Here is a 17,964-nt window from a genome sequence, read left to right as displayed (position 1 = left end):
AGAGTGTAATACTGGACGTTAAACCCATATATTCCATGGACTCATTTTGAATACCGTTCCTAAGTCTGTTTCCAAACTCTCTCGCCAAATATTGACCCATCCTTCCCTCCAATGGAATATTTGGACGATTGGGGTGATGGGGGTTGCGGTGTTAATTGCCACTCCGATTTTGGTGGTGTTAAGCAGTATTTTTACGAACCAAAGTGAGACATGGGGACACCTCGCCACCACGGTTCTACCTACATACATCATCAATTCTCTGTTACTGATGCTAGGGGTGAGTGCAGGGGTCTTGGTCATTGGGGTGGGGACTGCATGGCTGGTAACCATGTGTGACTTTCCTGGGAGTCGGGTTTTTGAATGGGCTCTCTTGCTGCCCCTGGCTGCTCCTGCTTACCTGTTGGCTTATACCTATACGGATGTTCTCGAGTATTTTGGCCCTGTTCAAACCTTCCTTCGATATCTGTTTGGGTGGGAAAGTGCAACGGATTATTGGTTCCCGAATATTCGGTCGTTAGGGGGGGCGATCGCAATGATGAGTCTAGTACTCTATCCCTATGTTTATCTGTTGACGCGGGTGACGTTTTTAGAGCAGTCCGTTTGTACCCAAGAAGCCAGTCGGTCCTTAGGGTGTAATCCCTGGCAAAGCTTTTTTAAAGTGGCGCTGCCCTTGGCTCGCCCTGCCATCACGGCAGGCTTGGCCCTGGCCTTGATGGAGACCCTGAATGACTTTGGTACGGTTCAATACTTTGGTGTCCCTACCTTTACAACGGGCATTTACCGGACATGGTTTGGCGGTGGCGAGCGCATTGCTGCAACGCAGCTGGCTGCCGTCTTAATGATGTTTATTCTCAGCCTGATTTTATTGGAGCGATGGTCCCGCCGACAGGCCCGCTATTATCAGACCAGTAGCCCTTTTCAGCGCCTATCGACCTATAAACTGGAGGGGGGGCGAGCGTTATTGGCTGGGTTGAGCTGTTCTGTACCTATTGTTCTGGGGTTGCTGATTCCCGGAGCTTTGCTCGTACAGATGACCCTGGAGAATATGGCCGAGACGATGGGGCAGCAATTTTTGCCCCTGGCCCTGAATAGCTTGCTCCTGGCTACCCTGACGGCGGGGTTGGCGGTGTTACTGTCCTTATTTCTGGTCTATGGCTTGCGATTGAGTGGTACCCCGGTGATGCGATTTGGGGTCAGGATCGCAGCGATGGGATATGCCATTCCTGGCTCCGTGATTGCCGTGGGCATTCTGATTCCACTGGCTCAATTCGAAGGTGCGATCGCACCCTTGCTACAAAATTGGTTTAACCTGCCCGGTTCCTTTCTTCAGGGCACCATTACGGCTTTGATCTTTGCCTATTTAGTGCGATTTTTGGCGGTCTCTCTGAGTTCAGTGGAGTCAGGACTAGCCAAAATCAAACCCAGTTTTGACGATGCGGCCCATAGCTTAGGCCATTCCGCCCGCAGCACCCTCTCCAAGGTTCATGCCCCCATGATGGGGGGGAGTCTGCTCACAGCTTTGATGTTGGTGTTTGTGGATGTGATGAAAGAACTTCCCGCCACCATCGTGATTCAACCCCCCAATTTTGATACCTTAGCCGTGCGTGTCTATCGTTATGCGTCGGATGAACGATTAGTGGAAGCGGCAGCACCTGCATTAGCCATCGTGCTAGTGGGACTATTGCCGGTCATTTTTCTCAGTTGGCAAATTGCTCAATCCCGCATACGGTCTACTGACTAAGAAGAGGTAGATCCCGGTCGGGATAATAATCCTAACCCTAAATATCGTCGCGGCGTTGCGGAGCTGGGAGAATCACTCTCATCATAGATTTCGCCCACCAACTCTTCTAACAGATCTTCTAGAGTCACCAAACCCACCGTACCGCCATACTCATCTACAGCAATGGCTAAATGAAGGCGCTGATGCAACATCTCTTTCATTAGATCTGCGACTCGTTTAGTTTCTGGAATGTATACCGGTGGATCCATTGCGGCTGTCACGATGTCATTCCCGTGGGTTTTGAGGTGCTGCACCGCACTTTTTAAGTGGATTACGCCCACAATGGAATCTTTGGACTCCTCTTGGACTGGAATCCGCGAATACCCACTGTCCAGACAAATATCAATCACGTCTTGCATCGTAGCTTCATGGGCAACCGTCTGCATCTCCACCCGTGGCTTGACGACTTGGCGCACCGTCAGGTTGTCCAACATCAAAGCTTTGTTGAGGAGTTGGCGTTTCTGTAAATCGAGCTGACCTCGTCCTCCAAGCACTTCAATTAAGAGCTGCAAATCTTGAAGCGACTCATTTTGTTGTTTTAAACCACTTTGGAAAAAGCGAATCACGACCTGCACAATCGATTCAAACAGGCGAATGATCGGTAATAACATAACCGACAACCAATAGATGGGGCGCACCACCCATTGAAAGATAGGCATGGAATTATTCACGGCTAAGGATTTGGGGGTAATTTCACCAAACAGTAGCAGCAAAAAAGTGACCGCAGCTGTTGCTAGTCCAACCCCCGCACCACCAAACCAAATCACAAATAAATTGCTGGTCAAGATCGCCGCAAAATTGTTGACCAAATTGTTGCCAATCAGCAGAGTTGTAATAAATCGAGCCCGTTTCTCTAGCACCAACCGATAGAGCCCATCAGGATCCCCTTCCGCTTTCATCAGAGCCCTGAGCTTCAGATTGTCGAGGGCCGTGATGGCGGTTTCAGATCCGGCGAAGAAAGCTGATAAAAACAGCAAAATCACCAGAATTATCAGATCCAGGCGGACATCTCCCAATAAAGGCTTTACAGTACTAGCCACTGATAATGGGGAGATAGGCAACAGAAACATTAATTTGAATATGGGGGGCAGACTGCAAGTATATCGTTGAAATAACGGCCCAGAGATATATCTTAATCGCTGCCTTTAAGAACCCGCTGCGCTGAATAACATCATTCTCCTAATCGCCTCATTTAGGGTGATTAGGAATTGTTGTCTGTAAAGTTTTAAGACGAATATTAACCGAATGGCTCATATTCAGAATGGGGATATGCTCAGAATTGTCACTTCCTTCCTCTATAAGGCTTTAAGTAAGGTAATGAGAGATCATCATTGTTTCCATAGCATGAAAATAATTTCATTGGCCAAGTTGAAATCGTGCCTTATCTTTCTACTCTAGACTGTTTGAGATAAGTATATAAAACTACAACTATTGGCTTATAAAATATCTAGAAAAGCGGATGTTCTCTGCATAGACACTCTGAAGTGATTTTTTGTCAGCTGTGCTGACGAAAGGCCATGTATCTAGACCAAGACTCCCAGAATATCTGTAGAAGTCTGACACGATGTGATCTTGAGCTAGATCACCAACCACTATTGATCATAAGAAAGATGTAGGGATGACAGAGATCATTTTCGTGGCGCCCTTGGCCCCATAAACTGAAACTAGAAAGTCGTAATTGTCACCCGTTCGATCCGAACCCATTAGCCGCAAGTAAATTCTGTGAATATGGGTAACCTTCCAATATGTTTTCTGGAACTTGCATAAAGATCCTGGAAGCTGTTGATATTTCTATAGGGGGTAAAAGAAATTGTTGATGAGACAACCTGTCTTCTGCCCATGATTCCTCGGGTTATCACCCCGATGTCATACCTCATAGATGAAGGCATTCAACCGAAACAGTATTGGACTTCACCCTAGAGTCCTACTGCCTGCGACTTGGCAAAACACTATCTTTACACCGCCGCGAATCATGACTGGAATCTTTCGGTCTGACCTTTGCTGCTTTACTCCCATTCTGTTAATTACCCTCGCATGAGTCTCTGCATCAATCCTAGTTGTGCCGATCCACAAAGCTCAGATGACCATCTGTTCTGTGCGAGTTGTGGTTCAGAACTGTTATTAGAAGGTCGTTATCGAGTCCTTAGTCTGCGAGGGCAGGGAGGATTTGGCAAAACCTACGAAGTGAGTGATTTAGAGAGTAGTTCTAAAATCCTTAAAATACTGACTGATAATTATCCAAAACATGTGGAGTTGTTTCAGCGCGAGGCTAATTTGCTGAGCCAACTCCATCATCCTGGCATTCCTAAAGTTGAGCCCAATTCTTACTTCACGTTCTATCCTCGCAATTGGAAAGAACCCCTCCATTGCCTGGTCATGGAAAAAATTGTGGGGTTAGATTTGCAAGATTATTTACGACAACGGGGTCATCCCATTGATGAAAAACTGGCTGTCCAATGGCTGAAACAAGTCCTGAAGATTCTTCAGGTTGTCCATCAACAGCAGGTGCTGCACCGGGACATTAAGCCCTCTAACATTATGCTGAAAGCCAATGGCAACATCTGTTTGGTTGACTTTGGTACGGCCCGCTCAGTGACGAATGTGACCAACACTCAACAAGGTGGAACACGCGTTGTCTCCTCCTTTTATACTCCCCGTGAACAAATTCATGGGCAGGCAGTTCCCCAGTCTGACTTTTTTGCTTTAGGTCGAACCTTCGTCTACTTGGTGACGGGCAAAGAACTCAGCCAATTTTATGACGGTAGTACGGATGAATTCGAATGGCGCTCCACCGCCATTAATATCTCACCTCGGTTTTCCAATCTTTTAGATTGGCTGATGGCTCCAGTGGCTAGCCAACGACCCGCAAATGCTGAAGTGCTACTGCAGCAGCTCGTTGTTTTGGAAAGTAGCGGTCAATCTATTCCTGCTTCCGTGCTGAATCCAGCGTTGGGTGTTGAACCTACCCAGGCGGTTAATTCTGCTCATCCTCATTCATCTGGCTCCAGCATTCCTCCCAGTGCTCAACCTCCTAGTCAGCCAGTTTCCTCTAGTGCTCAGGCAAACAGTCAGCCGATTACGCCAGCTCCTTCTCCTCCGGCAACAGGTCCTGCATCGACAGCACCGGAATCGGCCACCGTGCCCATTGTCCCTAATTCAAAATCTGCCGTTCGGCCAGAATTTGGGCAAAAGTGTCAAAATCTTCTAGCAGAGTTTATTGGCCCCATCTCAGCTATTGTTTATCAGCGCACACTGACCCAGTATCCGGATGTGACGGAACAAGAGTTAGTCAAACTGCTTTCGCAGCAAATTCCGATTGCAGAGCAAGCCACAGAATTTCGGCAACGATTACGCTCCTAAGTGTTGCGGAATAACTTTATCTTGAAGGATTCGAACTTTAATGGGATTAATATTGATCAATGTTCGAATGTGATCGAATGGGATCCTAATACGAAGCCCTAGTTCCCTCGTTCATAATCGACCCATTGCCAGCCAATTCCGTTTATGCTGTCTCGAATCTGACGATGCCTAATCCTGCTGCCAAACTTGCTATCCGCAAAGACCAAGCTCTCATTAGAGAATTTCCACTGACCCAAACTGAAGTCAACTTAGGTCGCTCCCCAGATAATCAGCTCGTTTTAAGTGATGATTTGTCAGTCTCTAGGCATCATGCCCAATTCAAATATTCTGGTAATGCTTATGCTGTCACAGATCTCAATAGCTCGGATGGTACCTACGTCAATGGCATTCAGTTAGCCCCTCACACGCCCCGATCACTGGTTGCAGGCGATCAAGTACGCATCGGTAAATATGAAATAATTTTGGCGATTGCAGCACCCGTTCCTATTCCCGCCCAGTCTCCTGTCCCGGTTTCAGCTCAAAAAACGACTATTTCAGGCGTTCCAGAGGCTGGTGTGGGAGCTCCTCCCACCCAATCTCGACATTTAGACTTAAAAGGACGTGATACCTTCACCTTGGGGCGTGATCCCCTCAATGACATGGAGATCAACCACCCGTCTGTCTCCCGGTTCCATGCCCAAATCAAAAAGCAAGACGGTTCTTATATTGTTCTCGATCTCAACTCTACAAATGGCACTTTCTTAAATGGCAAGCAAATTGCGGGACATCATCCTCTCCGAGTAGGGGATTCGATTCGTGTGGGTCCGACCAATCTGGTCTTTAACCTGAATGAGACCCTTTTGCATAGCAATGAAGAAGGTAATCTGCGGATTGATGCTATTGGCTTGAATAAGCAAATCAATAAGGACCTCAACCTGCTGCAAGATATCTCCTTGTCGATTCAGGCTCGGGAATTTGTCGTGATTGCGGGAGTCAGTGGTGGGGGGAAATCTACCCTACTGGACGCCCTGAACGGATTTCGTCCAGCGACTAGTGGGAATGTCTTAGTCAACGGTACGGATTTATACCGTAATTTCAATGCCTATCGCAATCAAATTGGCTATGTTCCCCAGCGGGACATTGTCCATATGGAGTTAACGGTTGAACAAGCCTTAGATTTTGCGGCTCAACTGAGAATGCCCAATGATACAACCCGAGCAGAACGTAAAATGCGGGTGAGTGAAGTCCTTAAAGACTTAGGGCTGGAACATCGACGTTCTGTTCCCATTAAGTCTTTGAGTGGTGGTCAAATTAAGCGGGTGTCCATTGGGGTAGAACTCCTGACGAAGCCCAGCTTGTTTTATTTAGATGAAGCAACGTCGGGCCTTGATCCCGGTACAGAAGCTGAGCTTATGCAGCTATTGCGAGAGTTAGCGGATCAAGGCCGCACCATTTTGCTGATTACCCATGCCACCGACAATGTGACCATGTGTGATCAGGTGGTGTTTATGGCCCGGGGTGGTTATTTAGCCTACTATGGCCCACCTAAAGAAGCACCCGGCTATTTTGGCGTAGAAAAATTCAACCAAATTTACAGCAAGGTTGAACATGAATTATCCCCCCAGGAATGGCAACAGCGGTATCAGCAATCGCCCCTGTATCAGAAATATGTGGCGCAACGCCAACAATCCTTGGGGGCATCTGGAACTCAAAGAGGTGCGAAACGCCTGAAGCAGCAATTACCCGGCGCTCAGGTCAAAACTATTTCGAGTTGGAAACAATTCCTGATTTTATCGAAGCGGAATATCGCGATACTGATGCGCGATCGCGTCAGTTTGATGTTAATGCTAGCTGTTGCCCCTATCCTGGGGATGCTGGATCTCGTGACCTGGAGTCAACCGCTCTTTGGTAGGGAAGATGGGAGTGCCAACTTAGCGTTGACGATGTTATTCACGACAATTTTGTTCTCCGTTATGGTGGGTGCACTTCCAACCATGCGTGAAATTGTCAAAGAAGTTGATATTTATAGTCGTGAACGAATCATCGGCTTACAAATCATTCCTTATGTTTTCTCAAAGGTATGGGTCAGCGTGCTGCTGGCGCTGTATCAAGGGGGTGTCTTCCTACTCTTTAAAGTGATTGCTATCCCAGATTTGCCGAGTGAACCTGGCATTCTAGTAGGAATGTATTTCACGATTACCCTTTCTGTTATAGCCGGGATGTTGTTGGGACTATTGGGATCAGCAGCGGCTCCAAATCAAAGTGTGGCACCGATTTTAGTATTGGTTTTTCTTATTCCTCAAATTATTTTTGGGGGTGGAGTCTTGCCGATAGATACCTTTGGCCCTCCGGGTAAGGTTTTGAACCAATTGTCTCTGACCAAGTGGCCATTTGAAGCGCTTTCTACCCTTTCGAAAGTCGGCGTTGATGTAGCCGAAGATCTCTGCTGGCAGGATGTTACATCAGGAAAGGTCAAAGAAGTCGATGCTATTGAAGAAGAACGAAAAAAGAGTTGTGATTGTATGGGAAAAAGCGTCTTTAAGACATGCAATTTTCCTGGCATCTTGGCAGAATATGATAAAAGCGTAGACGAGCCAGAACCCGTAAAGCCTAAGCAACCGACTGGGGCGGCGGCCCAATCTCCAGACGCTTTTGACAAATTTGAAAAAGATTTAGAAGAATACCAAACCGCTTTTAGAGACTGGAGCTCGAAGCGAAACAAAGCGCTCGGTAATGCTGAAGGCTTAATCAACGGCATTAATGAGCAATTCAGCAATGCGTTCAAAGTCAATGTCAATCAACATTTAGGTATCTTTGGCATCTTTATATTTGCCATTTTTGCTCTAACTCTTGTAGTTCAGAAAGCTAAAGACTTTTTCTAAGTTCAAGAGGGAGAAGCTGACTGACATTGCTTTAACTCATACTCACTTTTAGCTATCTTCTTGTTACTCCTATTGGGATAACTTAAGGATTGTCAGGGTTCTGCTTGAGCATATTCATTGCCATTTCCAAGCTGACTTTCAAGCGGTTCACAGAAGCTGCAAGTACCCCGATTTCATCATTAGGCTTATGTTCAAAATCAGTATCTGACGCCCCTGTGCTGACATCTCGTGACCACTTGGACATTTTGGTCAAGGGCGTAATAATTGAGAATTTCAAGAACAGGTTGAGAATAACGGCTGCAACGATAAAGCCTGCTGCTAGGATGCCGATTACAAGCAATTGCAATCGTCGAGCTTCTGCAAATACCTTGCTGGCCGGTACGGAAATCATTTGAGCGCCAATAATCTCATTGAGTTCCCAACCAAAACCACCGGTATCTCCGTAGGTTTTAATTTGGCTAGCGGGGGCTTTTTCAGGGGTACTGTGGCAGACTAAACAACTTTCACTTTTAATCTGCAAAGGTCGTGCAATATAAAATAGGTCTCCAGCTGAAATTTTGCGAAAACCGACTTGCTCTTGCAAATCTGGTTGACTGCGGAATTTTTCAACGACTTCAGTTTCGAATCTATCGGCTTTATCGCGAGGATAAGTAGGGTTTAGGGTTGCTTCTTTATAGAAGAAGTCACTGTACTGCTCACGTTTTTGTAGGTTACTAAAGACTTCCCGAGCGGAATAGCCAGGCACGCTTGTCTTGACAAACTGACCATCAATCTCTAATTCAGGAGATAGCTTTTTGATTGTCCCTTGGTTTACTTGCTTACTGGTATATTCGCGCACAGAAGTCATGGTCTCAATTAGGACTAGGGCTTTATCCTTGACTTCTTGCTCCGCATTCTTCTGCAGGATATTAGATAAAAGCAAACCATTAATCAGAACAATAATTAAGAAAACCGACAGCAAAATGAGGTTTAGCTTGACGCCCAACTTGAGATTTTGGAACATTGGCAGGATTCCTTAGCTATTGTTCATGGTGAGTATTATTCTTCAAGACTGAGTGACTTAATACCAGACCTTTAAGTCATGTAAAGGTAAAACAATTATTTTCAAACGGAGAATTATTACTACGATCAACTCTCTATTGATGTCACTGTAGAATGTGGTCTATCCTGGGATATTATCCTCTGCGCTTCTAGTCATTGTGATACTTCGAAACAATTGATTTTGCTAGCTTATAGCTATTTCCAAGCTTAGCCTAGCTAGACGAACCGCGACAAGATCAAGCATAGATAAGTTAGATGAAGTTTTTTTATGATCTTGAAGATGCATTCACGCCGTTTTTTTTTGGTTTTCTTATTACCTATTTTGTGGTTGTTGGTAGCCTGTGACTCTACTGAAAATACAACCTTGAAGAAATTAGTGGTCGGTGTGGTTAGTTATGGTGAAGGGGCCCGCTCATTAGAGCAATATGCCGCATTAAAAGAGCATTTAGGGGCGGAATTAAAAAGCCTAATTGAATTAGAGCCTGCTCTCAATGAAATTCAGGCTATCGATCAGATTGAACGGCAAAATTGGGATTTAGTTTTTGCGCCTCCTGGGTTGGCCGCAATCGCTATTTCTCAGGCTCAGTATGTTCCACTCTTGCCTCGTGAAGGTGGAGATCAAGAACGATCGGTCATCGTTGTTCGTGATGATCACCCTGCTATGGCTATTAAAGATCTCAGTAACACAACTGTTGCCTTAGGTCAGAGAGGATCTGCGGCTGGCTACTATTTTCCGGTCTTTAATTTGTATGGTTTGACCCTCGCCGAGATCAAATTTGGCTCCACCCCTAAAGAGGTATTGAAGTGGATCAATCAGGGGGAAGTGGCTGCAGGTGCTTTGTCTTTGGCAGAATTAGGGCAATATCGTGCCGATTTCAAGGATGCAGACTTTCGGATTTTGCATCGGGACTCCCATTTGGTGCCTTCAGGAGCAGTACTCATTGGGCCAGATGTTGATAATGTCTTACAGACTCAGCTATTGGATGCCTTAGAATCTGCTGCGCCCAAAACAAAACGTTCGGTGGGTTACATCTCCAATGCCCAGCCGCCTGATTATGAATACTTGATCAAGGTAGTTAAACGCGTTCAACCCATTGCCCAACGCATTAGGGAAAAACCAGCCCCTATCTATGAGTCAACGGTAGCACCTGCTCCATAGAGTTAGAAGGAGGCTATTGACCCATATGTAGATCTCAAGAGAGCTTGTGATACTACTGCTTAGGATTTGTGAATCCAGTTGAGGGAAGCTTCTTGGCTGCTGTTGCTTTAAGGATTTCAGCAGGCCCAGCTCCAATGCCTTGCCAAGCTTGATGTAAGTTTTCCTGATCAAAGGGTGGAATCAAACGAGTCACGACTCTTTCCATTAGCCGGAGGCCACCTAGTTGGTAGAGGATATGGCCGCATTGCTGTGCGATCGCAACATTGCGTCCCCGCGTATAAGTCAGCCGGGGTTCTCCCACAGCACCATACTCATCTGCAGCCAAACTGAGTCGTAACAACTGCATAATGGCTCGACTCGCCGTCAGGGAATCAAAAGCGGACAGGCGAATATCTTGAATTAAATTTGGGGTAAAGCCCTGGTCATAGCGCTGCAGAATTTGCCGAGCTTGTGCTCTCGCTTTTTGATCCTGTGCAGCCAGATGCTTTTGCTGTTCAAGGGTCTGTTGATAGTCGTCATCCGTAATGACTTCAGTCTCGACAGATACTGCATCTGGATCCTGGGAAGACTGGGGCATTGTTCATTCCCTTGACTGTAAGTTCTATCATGACATTCTGTCGCTGATACAGTCTGAATTGCTTTTCTAGAGACAGAACCAGACCCCAATCTCAACTGGCAGAACCGATCTGTAGCTTCAGCGTAAACCAACACGGCATTACAGAACTGTGCAGATGCAAACAATTACTGAATCTGTGAACTAAAATTGATGCATTATCATCGTCGAATGTTCGATCAGGAGGACATCGTTTATGCCCTTTTTTGTCTGGCTATTGTTAATCGTTATCTATACCGGTGGCGGCTGGCGATTTTGGTCCGGATTTAGACAGACGAATTTTACTTCTAACCGTCTAATTCTCACCCTTCTCTGGCCCGTGATGTTGGCGAACAAGTCCTATCGGCAAAATTTTACCAAGGCGCTTAAAGGCTAATCCCTCTTTTCGTCACAAATCAGATGCTCACCTTATATCCTGAGTCACACTATGGCTAAAAAGCAGCAGCAAACGAATTTGTACACCAGTTTGCCCGAGTTAGCCAATCCTGATGATCAATGGCAGGAGCAGATACAAGCAGTGACCCAGCGGTTTAACCGCGAATATGAGCAAGCGGCCTTTGAGCTACCGCCAGAAGTAGAAGCAATGCCTGTATTTCAAGACTGGAATGCGGGGCGTCTGCAAGCCAGAATTGCCTCTGAATTTTGGCAGTTCCAAAAACCCAAGAAAAAGCAGAATTGGCTGGATATTGGTTGTGGACTGAGCTTTTTGGTGTATCCCTGGTTTGAGTGGGAAGCCTACTTCTACGGTCAAGAGCTGAGTAAAGTCGCCCAGGAAGCGGTCAATAGTCGGGGGCCGCAGTTGAACTCCAAATTGTTCAAAGGTGTAGAACGCGGTCCGGCTCATCACCTGCAATACGAAGACAATCAGTTTGATGGGGTGGTAGCGACTGGATTTAGCTGCTATTTTTCCCCGGACTATTGGCAAACCGTGGTGACAGAAATCAAGCGAGTGCTGAAACCGGGCAGTGTTCTGGTCTTCGATGTGATCGATCCCGATAGCGAATTGGCCGATAACTGGTCAATCTTAGAAACTTACCTCGGAGCAGAAGTATTTCCTGAGCCCTTAGAGACCTGGACAAGCTTGATCAAAACAGCGGGCGGCAAGGTGCTTAAAGCAGAGAGTCAAGAGCTGTTTCACCTGTTCAAAGTCAAGTTTTAACCAGGCTGTTGACCAATGCCACTGGCGTCACCCAGACTATAGGATGTTCTCTGTTGGGTAGAAGTTAGCCGTGAATATCTTAGTGATTGGCAGTGGTGGTCGCGAGCATGCGTTGGCGTGGTCCTTGTTGCGATCGCAAACGGTGCATCAGGTGTATTGCTTACCCGGGAATGGCGGTACCGCTACCCTTACTAACTGCCAAAACATTGATATTTCCGAGGAAGACTTTACTGCTATCGGTCAATTTGCCCAATCTCATGACATTGCCCTAGTGGTTGTGGGGCCAGAAGCGCCACTGGCCTCAGGGATTACTGATGCCCTGCAACTGTTTAATATTCCTGTTTTTGGTCCCACCCAAGCCGGTGCCCAACTCGAAGCCAGCAAAACCTGGGCCAAAACTTTAATGACCGAGGCTGGAATCCCTACGGCCAAAGCTCAAACCTTTACCGATGCTGACGCAGCCCAGGCCTATATTCAGGCGGAGGGTGCTCCGATTGTGATTAAGGCCGATGGTCTGGCCGCAGGCAAAGGAGTGACCGTTGCCCTCACCCTGGATGAAGCTTTCAACGCAGTGAATGAAGCTTTCTCGGGCAAATTTGGTGAAGCGGGCCAGACGGTGCTGATTGAAGAATATCTCACGGGTCAAGAAGTCTCAGTTTTAGCCCTGGCAGATGGCAAAACCATTAAGCCGCTGGTCCCTGCTCAAGACCATAAGCCCATTGGAGAAGGAGATACGGGGCCAAATACCGGCGGCATGGGAGCCTACGCCCCTGTGCCCTGGGTGACACCTAAATTGATGCAGCGAGTAGAGACAGAAATTCTCCAACCCACTTTGACTGCACTCCAACACCAAGGCATTGATTATCGAGGGGTTGTGTATGCAGGCCTGATTATTACTCCAACAGGCGAGCCCAAAGTAATCGAATTTAACTGTCGGTTTGGGGATCCTGAGACCCAAGCGGTCTTAAGTCTTCTCGCTACTCCTTTAGATCAGCTACTCCTGGCCTGTACCCAACAGAGATTGGCTGAAATTGATATTCAGTGGCAGTCAGGCTTTTCAGCCTGTGTCGTATTGGCGTCTGGGGGGTATCCTGGCAGTTACCAAAAAGGTTTGCCGATTTCCGGTATTGCTAAGGCCGAAGCTCAAAGGGTGACAGTCTTTCACGCAGGTACCCAATTGAAAAACCAAGCCATTGTCACTAGTGGCGGTCGAGTATTAGCTGTGACTGGACAAGGGAGTACCTTTGAAGAAGCTCTAAAAACCGTCTATCAGGCAATACCGTCCATTCAATTTGAGGGTTGCTACTACCGCCAAGATATTGGTCAACGCACCATCAATATCAATTTGGACTAAGCAAACTAGAAGGGAATGTCATCATAATTGGGTTCTGCTTCTGCTTGGGGTGGAGCAGGAGGTGCTGGAATAGCCGCAGGTGCTGCTGCCGCCGCCGGAGCCGGAGGACGAGCAGGTGCAGGGGATGCCGCGGGGGCAGCACTAGCACTGATGGACATATCAGTGGTATGAATTCGAGATGCCGTCAGTTCAGCTTGCTTCTCTTTGAAGCCTTCGGGACGGTCGATGGTATTCATACCCAAGCGACCCTCAATAATGACTTGATCGCCTTCGTGAAACTGTTCTTGAATTTGTTGGGCCAAATTACCCCATCCCGTCACTTTGATGGTGCACATGGGATCGCCGGAGCGTAAGGGTTGGAACTGCACCCACATTTCGGAGATGGCCGTTTGTCCATCCTGGGTATATCGCAGTTGCGGGGCTTTGGTAATCTCTGCCATTAAGACACAAGTATTCATATATTTAATCCTTCAAATCTTCTGTTTGGGGGAGATGGCAGCCTTCTAAGAGCAGAGTCGCAAACTGAACTCCAATGGGTTCTCAGCATCGTGAGGTTGATTTTCATCTCGCAGACTCAGGCAGTCTACCAAGAATGAAGAAATGGATCAGCTTTCCTCAAGATTGTTTTCTAAATCCGGATCCCGTTCAGTAAACTCTTGGATTCGCTGACGATACTCCCTTAAGGTCGCATCAACCCACTCGCGATCGCCTCCATTGGCAAAAATATGTACTAGAGGTTCGCTGGCATCGGGGAGGATTAATGTCCAATTATCCGATGCTGGGTCTTTGACCTTAACGCCATCAATGAGTTCCAATGTCTCAGCAGGGTGGGTCTCGACTAAATAGCGCATCAGCGCCCCTTTACGATTCCAAGGACATCGTACAGTTTGAGTTCGATGAAAAATGCGGGGCAAATCGGCCTTGAGCTGCCCAAGAGATTTTTGTTGCAAAGTCAGTATTTCAATCAGCTTGGCAATAGAAAACATGGCATCAAACCCGGGGTGGAGCTGGGGGAAGATAAATCCCGTATCAGCACTGCCCCCTAACACCACATTGGGGTTGGTCCAGCAGGTTTCCATTAAAGCGGTAGGGTTGACCTTAGTTCGAATCACGGTGGCATCGTGACGGCGGGCAATTTGCTCGACGGCACTTGAAGTATGCACAGGGACCACAACGGTGCCCCTAGGATTGGCGGTCAAAATAATCTCCACCATCAATGCCGTTAATTGCTCTCCTCGAATGGCACTTCCTGTTTCATCTACCAGTAAAAGCTGTTCACCATTGGCCGCCACTTGGACCCCAAAATTGGCCTTCAAGGCTTCAACAACAGGGCCTAACTGAGTGAGTAATTCTTCCCGCTGTTCTGGGGTGGGGCCTTTCGTTCGCAAACTGGCATTTAGAACCACGGCATCACAGCCAAATTTGCTGAGCAATCGCGGTAATACAGCACCCGATACGGCATAGACATAGTCGATGACCACCTTAAAGTCACCTTCTCGAACAACGGTGGTATTCAGCCACTTTTCGAAAATTTGGGCGTAATCATCTAATAAAACGCCGGGATAGGTAATGCCACCAATTTCTCCAATGGGAGCTCGCCGAAAATCTTCTTTGAAGTAGGCTCCTTCAATTTTCTTTTCCTTGGTTTTGGAAATGTTGATGCCTTGCTCATCAAAAAATTCAATCAGGATAAAGTCAGATCGATCGGGATGAATCCGCACATGAACCCCGCCCACCACTAGAGCATTTCGAGGGACACAGCGGGCAATCGGTAATGCGGTTGCCTCTAGATTCTGGACATCGATGCCCACGGACATGATGCCGGAGATTAAGGATCGGGAAACCATCCGAGAAATACTGCGCTGATCACGAGAAATCGTGATCTGAGAATCCGGTTTAAGGGTCGAGGCATAGGCCGCACCGAGCTTAACAGCAAATTCTGGCGTAATGTCTACATTCGCTAAACCTGCGACGCCCCTTTGACCAAAAAGATTTCGGGGGGCAGTATTCCCCCAAATTAAGTTGATATTGAGGGCCGCACCGGGTTCGATCAGCTTACTGGGCCATACTCGCACCCCAGGACTAACTTGAGCTTCTTCTCCCACTGTTGATAGAGCCCCAACCACTGCCCCTTCTAGGACATGGGCCCGTCGATCTACCCGAGCACCCCGGGCGATGACACAAGCTCGGAGATGGGCTTCTTCGCCAATTAAGACTCCATTCCAGATAATCGGCCGTTTTAGATCTGCATCATTGCCAATGGTGACGTTGTCCCCCACGACGGTTCCGGATTCTATATTGGCTCGGGGTCCAATCCGACAATTGTCTCCAATCAGGATGGGGGGATGAAGTTTCGCATCTGGATCAATATGGATGTTTTGTCCCATCCACAGCCTTGGCTTCACTTCCTGATAGGCAAATTCAATCTGGACTTTCCCTTGTAGGGCATCATACTGAGCTTCCCGGTAGGAGTCTAAACTGCCGACATCACACCAATACCCATCGGCGACGTAGCCAAACATCGGTTCATCCTTTTCTAGGAGCAGAGGAAACAAGTCCTTGGAAAAGTCAGTGGGTTGATCGCTGGGTAGGTAGTCTAAAACCTCTGGTTCAAGGATGTAGATACCGGTATTGACCGTATCGGAAAAAACTTCACTGGTGGAGGGCTTTTCTAAGAAGCGGCAAATTCGATCCTCTTCGTCCGTAATCACCACCCCAAATTCCATTGGATTTGGAACGCGGGCTAGTACTAGGGTTGCTTTAGATCCTTTCTCTTGATGAAACTGAATAGCGGCGGTTAAATCGAAATCGGTGATGCAGTCGCCGCTAATCACCAGGAATGTATGGGTTAGCAGGGCAGAAATATTTTTGACGCAGCCTGCAGTTCCCAAGGCCTGTTCTTCTTCGATACCATAGGTCATCTGTACGCCAAAGTCGGACCCATCGCGGAAATAGTCCCGCATGACATCAGGGAGATAATAGAGCGTAGCAATGATTTCGTAGATCTGATGGTGCTTGAGCAGATTAACGATATGTTCGGCAATCGGTCGATTGAGAATAGGTACCATCGGCTTGGGTAGATCGCAGGTTAGCGGTCGTAACCGAGTCCCTTCCCCACCGGCCATGAGTACGGCTCTCATAATTTATGCTCCATGAACTACGCCCAATCTCCTGCGGATGCAGGAGATTGAAGTTATTGTCTGAGGCTATGCAGCCACCACATTGAAGTCAGTCGCGGTTGCAGACTGGCCGTCAGGCAGCAGTTGTCAAGGTAAATTATCCAACCGCAGGCCGATTAACGGATTGTGGGAGGGATTCCACTAAACTTCGGACGGCTGCAACCATTGCTAAGGGATCATTCAGTCGATTGATGGCTGAACCAACCCCAATCCCCGAGGCTCCTGCGGCAATCGCTAAGGGGGCTGTGACATTGGATAAACCGGAGGCACAAAGCACTGGAATATCAACGGACCGGGAGATTTCATAGGCAGCCGCTAAGGTGGGGGCTGCTTTCTCCATCAATCCTAACGTGCCTGAATGACTTGGATCACTGCTGGTGCCCCCTTCTGTTTGAATCAGATTGGCTCCTGCTTTTACTAGGTCATGAGCTAGCTGGACCTGTTGATCCAATTCCAAAATGTGAGGGACGGTTACAGATAAAGGAATGGTAGGTAGTAAGGCTCTGGTTTGATAGGTCAGTTCTAAGACTTCCTTTGCATTGAACTGACGCCCTTGGGCATAAAAGCTATCAAAGTTACCAATTTCGATTAGATCTGCGCCTGCAGCAACGGCTTCGACAAATTTCTCTGGTTCTACGGCGGATACACAAATGGGTAATTGGATTGATTGTCGGACTGTGCGGATCAGATTAGGGTCGGCAGCAATATCAACAAAGGTGGCTCCACCTTGTTCAGCAGCTTTTACCACAGCAGTGACATGGGTTGTATCGAAGTTATTTAAGCCACTGATAATCTTGATGGCACGGCATTGGGCCAAAGCTGATTGCAAGTGAGGATGCATCATTATTTCCTACCGGTTCTACTGAGATATTTCTGTCAAGTTTGAAACACGCTCAAACGTTTACATGCCTTTACATTGCAACGTTTACAGCGCTTTACCATACTACTTCGCACCTGACTATCTGTATACGTTTCTGCAGGCTTTCTCTGGAGGGGGATTTTCGCCTGGATTATTCTTTACTACTAAAGATTTGAATTCCTAGACTGACCTCCCGTAGGATGAACTCAAATTCCTCTCATTTGGCTGGATTAGTTTCTTTATGAGTCAAGCGCCTGAAACGATTTTTAGCAAGATTATCCGTCGCGAAATTCCCGCAGATATCGTTTATGAAGACGAGTTTGCGATCGCATTCCGAGACGTCAGTCCTCAAGCACCGATCCACATTTTGGTTATTCCCAAAAAGCCCATCCCCCGTTTATCAGAATCTGAACAGGAAGATGAGACTTTACTGGGCCATCTTTTAAAGGTAGTTCAACAAGTGGCAGTCCAAGAAAAGCTGGATCAGGGGTTTCGGGTTGTGATTAACAACGGTGAAGACGGCGGTCAAACTGTTGATCATTTACATCTGCATCTTCTAGGGGGACGCTCACTAAATTGGCCACCCGGATAAAACAAGA

General features: G+C 47.3%; 14 protein-coding genes. 8 read left to right on the top strand and 6 right to left on the bottom strand.

Annotation, left to right across the window (positions count from 1 at the left end; translation table 11 throughout):
• Window positions 1-136 precede the first annotated feature (136 nt).
• Window positions 137-1,741: an ABC transporter permease gene (locus I1H34_RS22290; protein WP_249370211.1), complete on the top strand. Its 1,605-nt coding sequence runs from the start codon at window positions 137-139 to the stop codon at window positions 1,739-1,741.
• On the opposite strand, the gene I1H34_RS22285 is transcribed toward I1H34_RS22290, so the two are convergent.
• On the bottom strand, window positions 1,738-2,850 hold the full coding sequence (locus I1H34_RS22285) for a hemolysin family protein (protein WP_315874852.1): 1,113 nt from the start codon (window positions 2,848-2,850) through the stop codon (window positions 1,738-1,740). The two genes, I1H34_RS22290 and I1H34_RS22285, sit on opposite strands and share 4 nt — an antisense overlap.
• 964 nt (window positions 2,851-3,814) lie before the next feature.
• Between I1H34_RS22285 and I1H34_RS22280 the strand changes: the two genes are divergently transcribed.
• Together I1H34_RS22280 and I1H34_RS22275 are read left to right on the top strand one after the other, a co-directional pair.
• Window positions 3,815-5,140 carry a serine/threonine-protein kinase gene (locus I1H34_RS22280; protein ID WP_212663097.1) on the top strand — a complete coding sequence of 442 codons (1,326 nt, stop codon included), beginning with the start codon at window positions 3,815-3,817 and terminating at the stop codon, window positions 5,138-5,140.
• A gap of 164 nt (window positions 5,141-5,304) precedes the next feature.
• Complete coding sequence (locus I1H34_RS22275) at window positions 5,305-8,001, top strand: FHA domain-containing protein (RefSeq protein ID WP_212663096.1); 2,697 nt, start codon at window positions 5,305-5,307, stop codon at window positions 7,999-8,001.
• Window positions 8,002-8,083: 82 nt separating this feature from the next.
• Here the strand turns inward: I1H34_RS22275 and I1H34_RS22270 are convergent, their stop codons facing one another.
• Window positions 8,084-9,004, bottom strand: a complete 921-nt coding sequence (locus tag I1H34_RS22270) for a c-type heme family protein (protein WP_212663095.1) — start codon at window positions 9,002-9,004, stop codon at window positions 8,084-8,086.
• 318 nt (window positions 9,005-9,322) lie between these two features.
• On the opposite strand from I1H34_RS22270, the gene I1H34_RS22265 reads away from it, so the two are divergent.
• The gene (locus I1H34_RS22265) at window positions 9,323-10,201 is read left to right on the top strand and encodes a phosphate/phosphite/phosphonate ABC transporter substrate-binding protein (RefSeq protein ID WP_249369501.1); all 879 of its coding nucleotides are present in this window, start codon (window positions 9,323-9,325) and stop codon (window positions 10,199-10,201) included.
• A 52-nt stretch (window positions 10,202-10,253) separates the two neighbouring features.
• Here the strand turns inward: I1H34_RS22265 and I1H34_RS22260 are convergent, their stop codons facing one another.
• Window positions 10,254-10,778, bottom strand: a complete 525-nt coding sequence (locus I1H34_RS22260) for a hypothetical protein (protein ID WP_249369499.1) — start codon at window positions 10,776-10,778, stop codon at window positions 10,254-10,256.
• A 232-nt stretch (window positions 10,779-11,010) separates the two neighbouring features.
• Between I1H34_RS22260 and I1H34_RS22255 the strand changes: the two genes are divergently transcribed.
• The 3 genes from I1H34_RS22255 to purD all read left to right on the top strand — a co-directional run bounded on the left by I1H34_RS22255 (window position 11,011) and on the right by purD (window position 13,327).
• Entirely contained in the window at window positions 11,011-11,190 is a 180-nt protein-coding gene (locus I1H34_RS22255) for a hypothetical protein (RefSeq protein WP_212663093.1), read from the top strand.
• 51 nt (window positions 11,191-11,241) lie between these two features.
• Window positions 11,242-11,973, top strand: coding sequence for a class I SAM-dependent methyltransferase (locus tag I1H34_RS22250; RefSeq protein ID WP_212663092.1), 732 nt, complete (start codon window positions 11,242-11,244; stop codon window positions 11,971-11,973).
• A gap of 70 nt (window positions 11,974-12,043) precedes the next feature.
• The gene (gene purD, locus I1H34_RS22245) at window positions 12,044-13,327 is read left to right on the top strand and encodes a phosphoribosylamine--glycine ligase (RefSeq protein WP_212663091.1); all 1,284 of its coding nucleotides are present in this window, start codon (window positions 12,044-12,046) and stop codon (window positions 13,325-13,327) included.
• 5 nt (window positions 13,328-13,332) lie between these two features.
• Here purD and I1H34_RS22240 read toward each other — a convergent pair whose 3' ends face one another.
• The 3 genes from I1H34_RS22240 to I1H34_RS22230 all read right to left on the bottom strand — a co-directional run bounded on the left by I1H34_RS22240 (window position 13,333) and on the right by I1H34_RS22230 (window position 17,347).
• Window positions 13,333-13,785: a single-stranded DNA-binding protein gene (locus I1H34_RS22240; RefSeq protein WP_212663090.1), complete on the bottom strand. Its 453-nt coding sequence runs from the start codon at window positions 13,783-13,785 to the stop codon at window positions 13,333-13,335.
• A 147-nt stretch (window positions 13,786-13,932) separates the two neighbouring features.
• Window positions 13,933-16,467, bottom strand: coding sequence for a mannose-1-phosphate guanyltransferase (locus I1H34_RS22235; RefSeq protein WP_212663089.1), 2,535 nt, complete (start codon window positions 16,465-16,467; stop codon window positions 13,933-13,935).
• Between the two features lie 136 nt (window positions 16,468-16,603).
• Window positions 16,604-17,347, bottom strand: coding sequence for a DUF561 domain-containing protein (locus I1H34_RS22230; RefSeq protein WP_212666394.1), 744 nt, complete (start codon window positions 17,345-17,347; stop codon window positions 16,604-16,606).
• 259 nt (window positions 17,348-17,606) lie between these two features.
• Between I1H34_RS22230 and I1H34_RS22225 the strand changes: the two genes are divergently transcribed.
• Entirely contained in the window at window positions 17,607-17,957 is a 351-nt protein-coding gene (locus I1H34_RS22225) for a histidine triad nucleotide-binding protein (protein ID WP_212663088.1), read from the top strand.
• Window positions 17,958-17,964 lie beyond the last annotated feature (7 nt).

This window comes from Acaryochloris marina S15, assembly GCF_018336915.1.
GTDB classification, from domain to species: domain Bacteria; phylum Cyanobacteriota; class Cyanobacteriia; order Thermosynechococcales; family Thermosynechococcaceae; genus Acaryochloris; species Acaryochloris marina_A.
This window is presented reverse-complemented; position numbering and strand designations above follow the sequence as displayed.

Excerpts from the sequence above, each read along its gene's own strand:
- I1H34_RS22290 (WP_249370211.1), top strand. The coding sequence starts at position 137 with ATGGGGGTTGCGGTGTTAATTGCCACTCCGATTTTGGTGGTGTTAAGC.
- I1H34_RS22285 (WP_315874852.1), bottom strand. The coding sequence starts at position 2,850 with ATGTTTCTGTTGCCTATCTCCCCATTATCAGTGGCTAGTACTGTAAAG.
- I1H34_RS22280 (WP_212663097.1), top strand. The coding sequence starts at position 3,815 with ATGAGTCTCTGCATCAATCCTAGTTGTGCCGATCCACAAAGCTCAGAT.
- I1H34_RS22275 (WP_212663096.1), top strand. The coding sequence starts at position 5,305 with ATGCCTAATCCTGCTGCCAAACTTGCTATCCGCAAAGACCAAGCTCTC.
- I1H34_RS22270 (WP_212663095.1), bottom strand. The coding sequence starts at position 9,004 with ATGTTCCAAAATCTCAAGTTGGGCGTCAAGCTAAACCTCATTTTGCTG.
- I1H34_RS22265 (WP_249369501.1), top strand. The coding sequence starts at position 9,323 with ATGCATTCACGCCGTTTTTTTTTGGTTTTCTTATTACCTATTTTGTGG.
- I1H34_RS22260 (WP_249369499.1), bottom strand. The coding sequence starts at position 10,778 with ATGCCCCAGTCTTCCCAGGATCCAGATGCAGTATCTGTCGAGACTGAA.
- I1H34_RS22255 (WP_212663093.1), top strand. The coding sequence starts at position 11,011 with ATGCCCTTTTTTGTCTGGCTATTGTTAATCGTTATCTATACCGGTGGC.
- I1H34_RS22250 (WP_212663092.1), top strand. The coding sequence starts at position 11,242 with ATGGCTAAAAAGCAGCAGCAAACGAATTTGTACACCAGTTTGCCCGAG.
- I1H34_RS22240 (WP_212663090.1), bottom strand. The coding sequence starts at position 13,785 with ATGAATACTTGTGTCTTAATGGCAGAGATTACCAAAGCCCCGCAACTG.
- I1H34_RS22235 (WP_212663089.1), bottom strand. The coding sequence starts at position 16,467 with ATGAGAGCCGTACTCATGGCCGGTGGGGAAGGGACTCGGTTACGACCG.
- I1H34_RS22230 (WP_212666394.1), bottom strand. The coding sequence starts at position 17,347 with ATGCATCCTCACTTGCAATCAGCTTTGGCCCAATGCCGTGCCATCAAG.
- I1H34_RS22225 (WP_212663088.1), top strand. The coding sequence starts at position 17,607 with ATGAGTCAAGCGCCTGAAACGATTTTTAGCAAGATTATCCGTCGCGAA.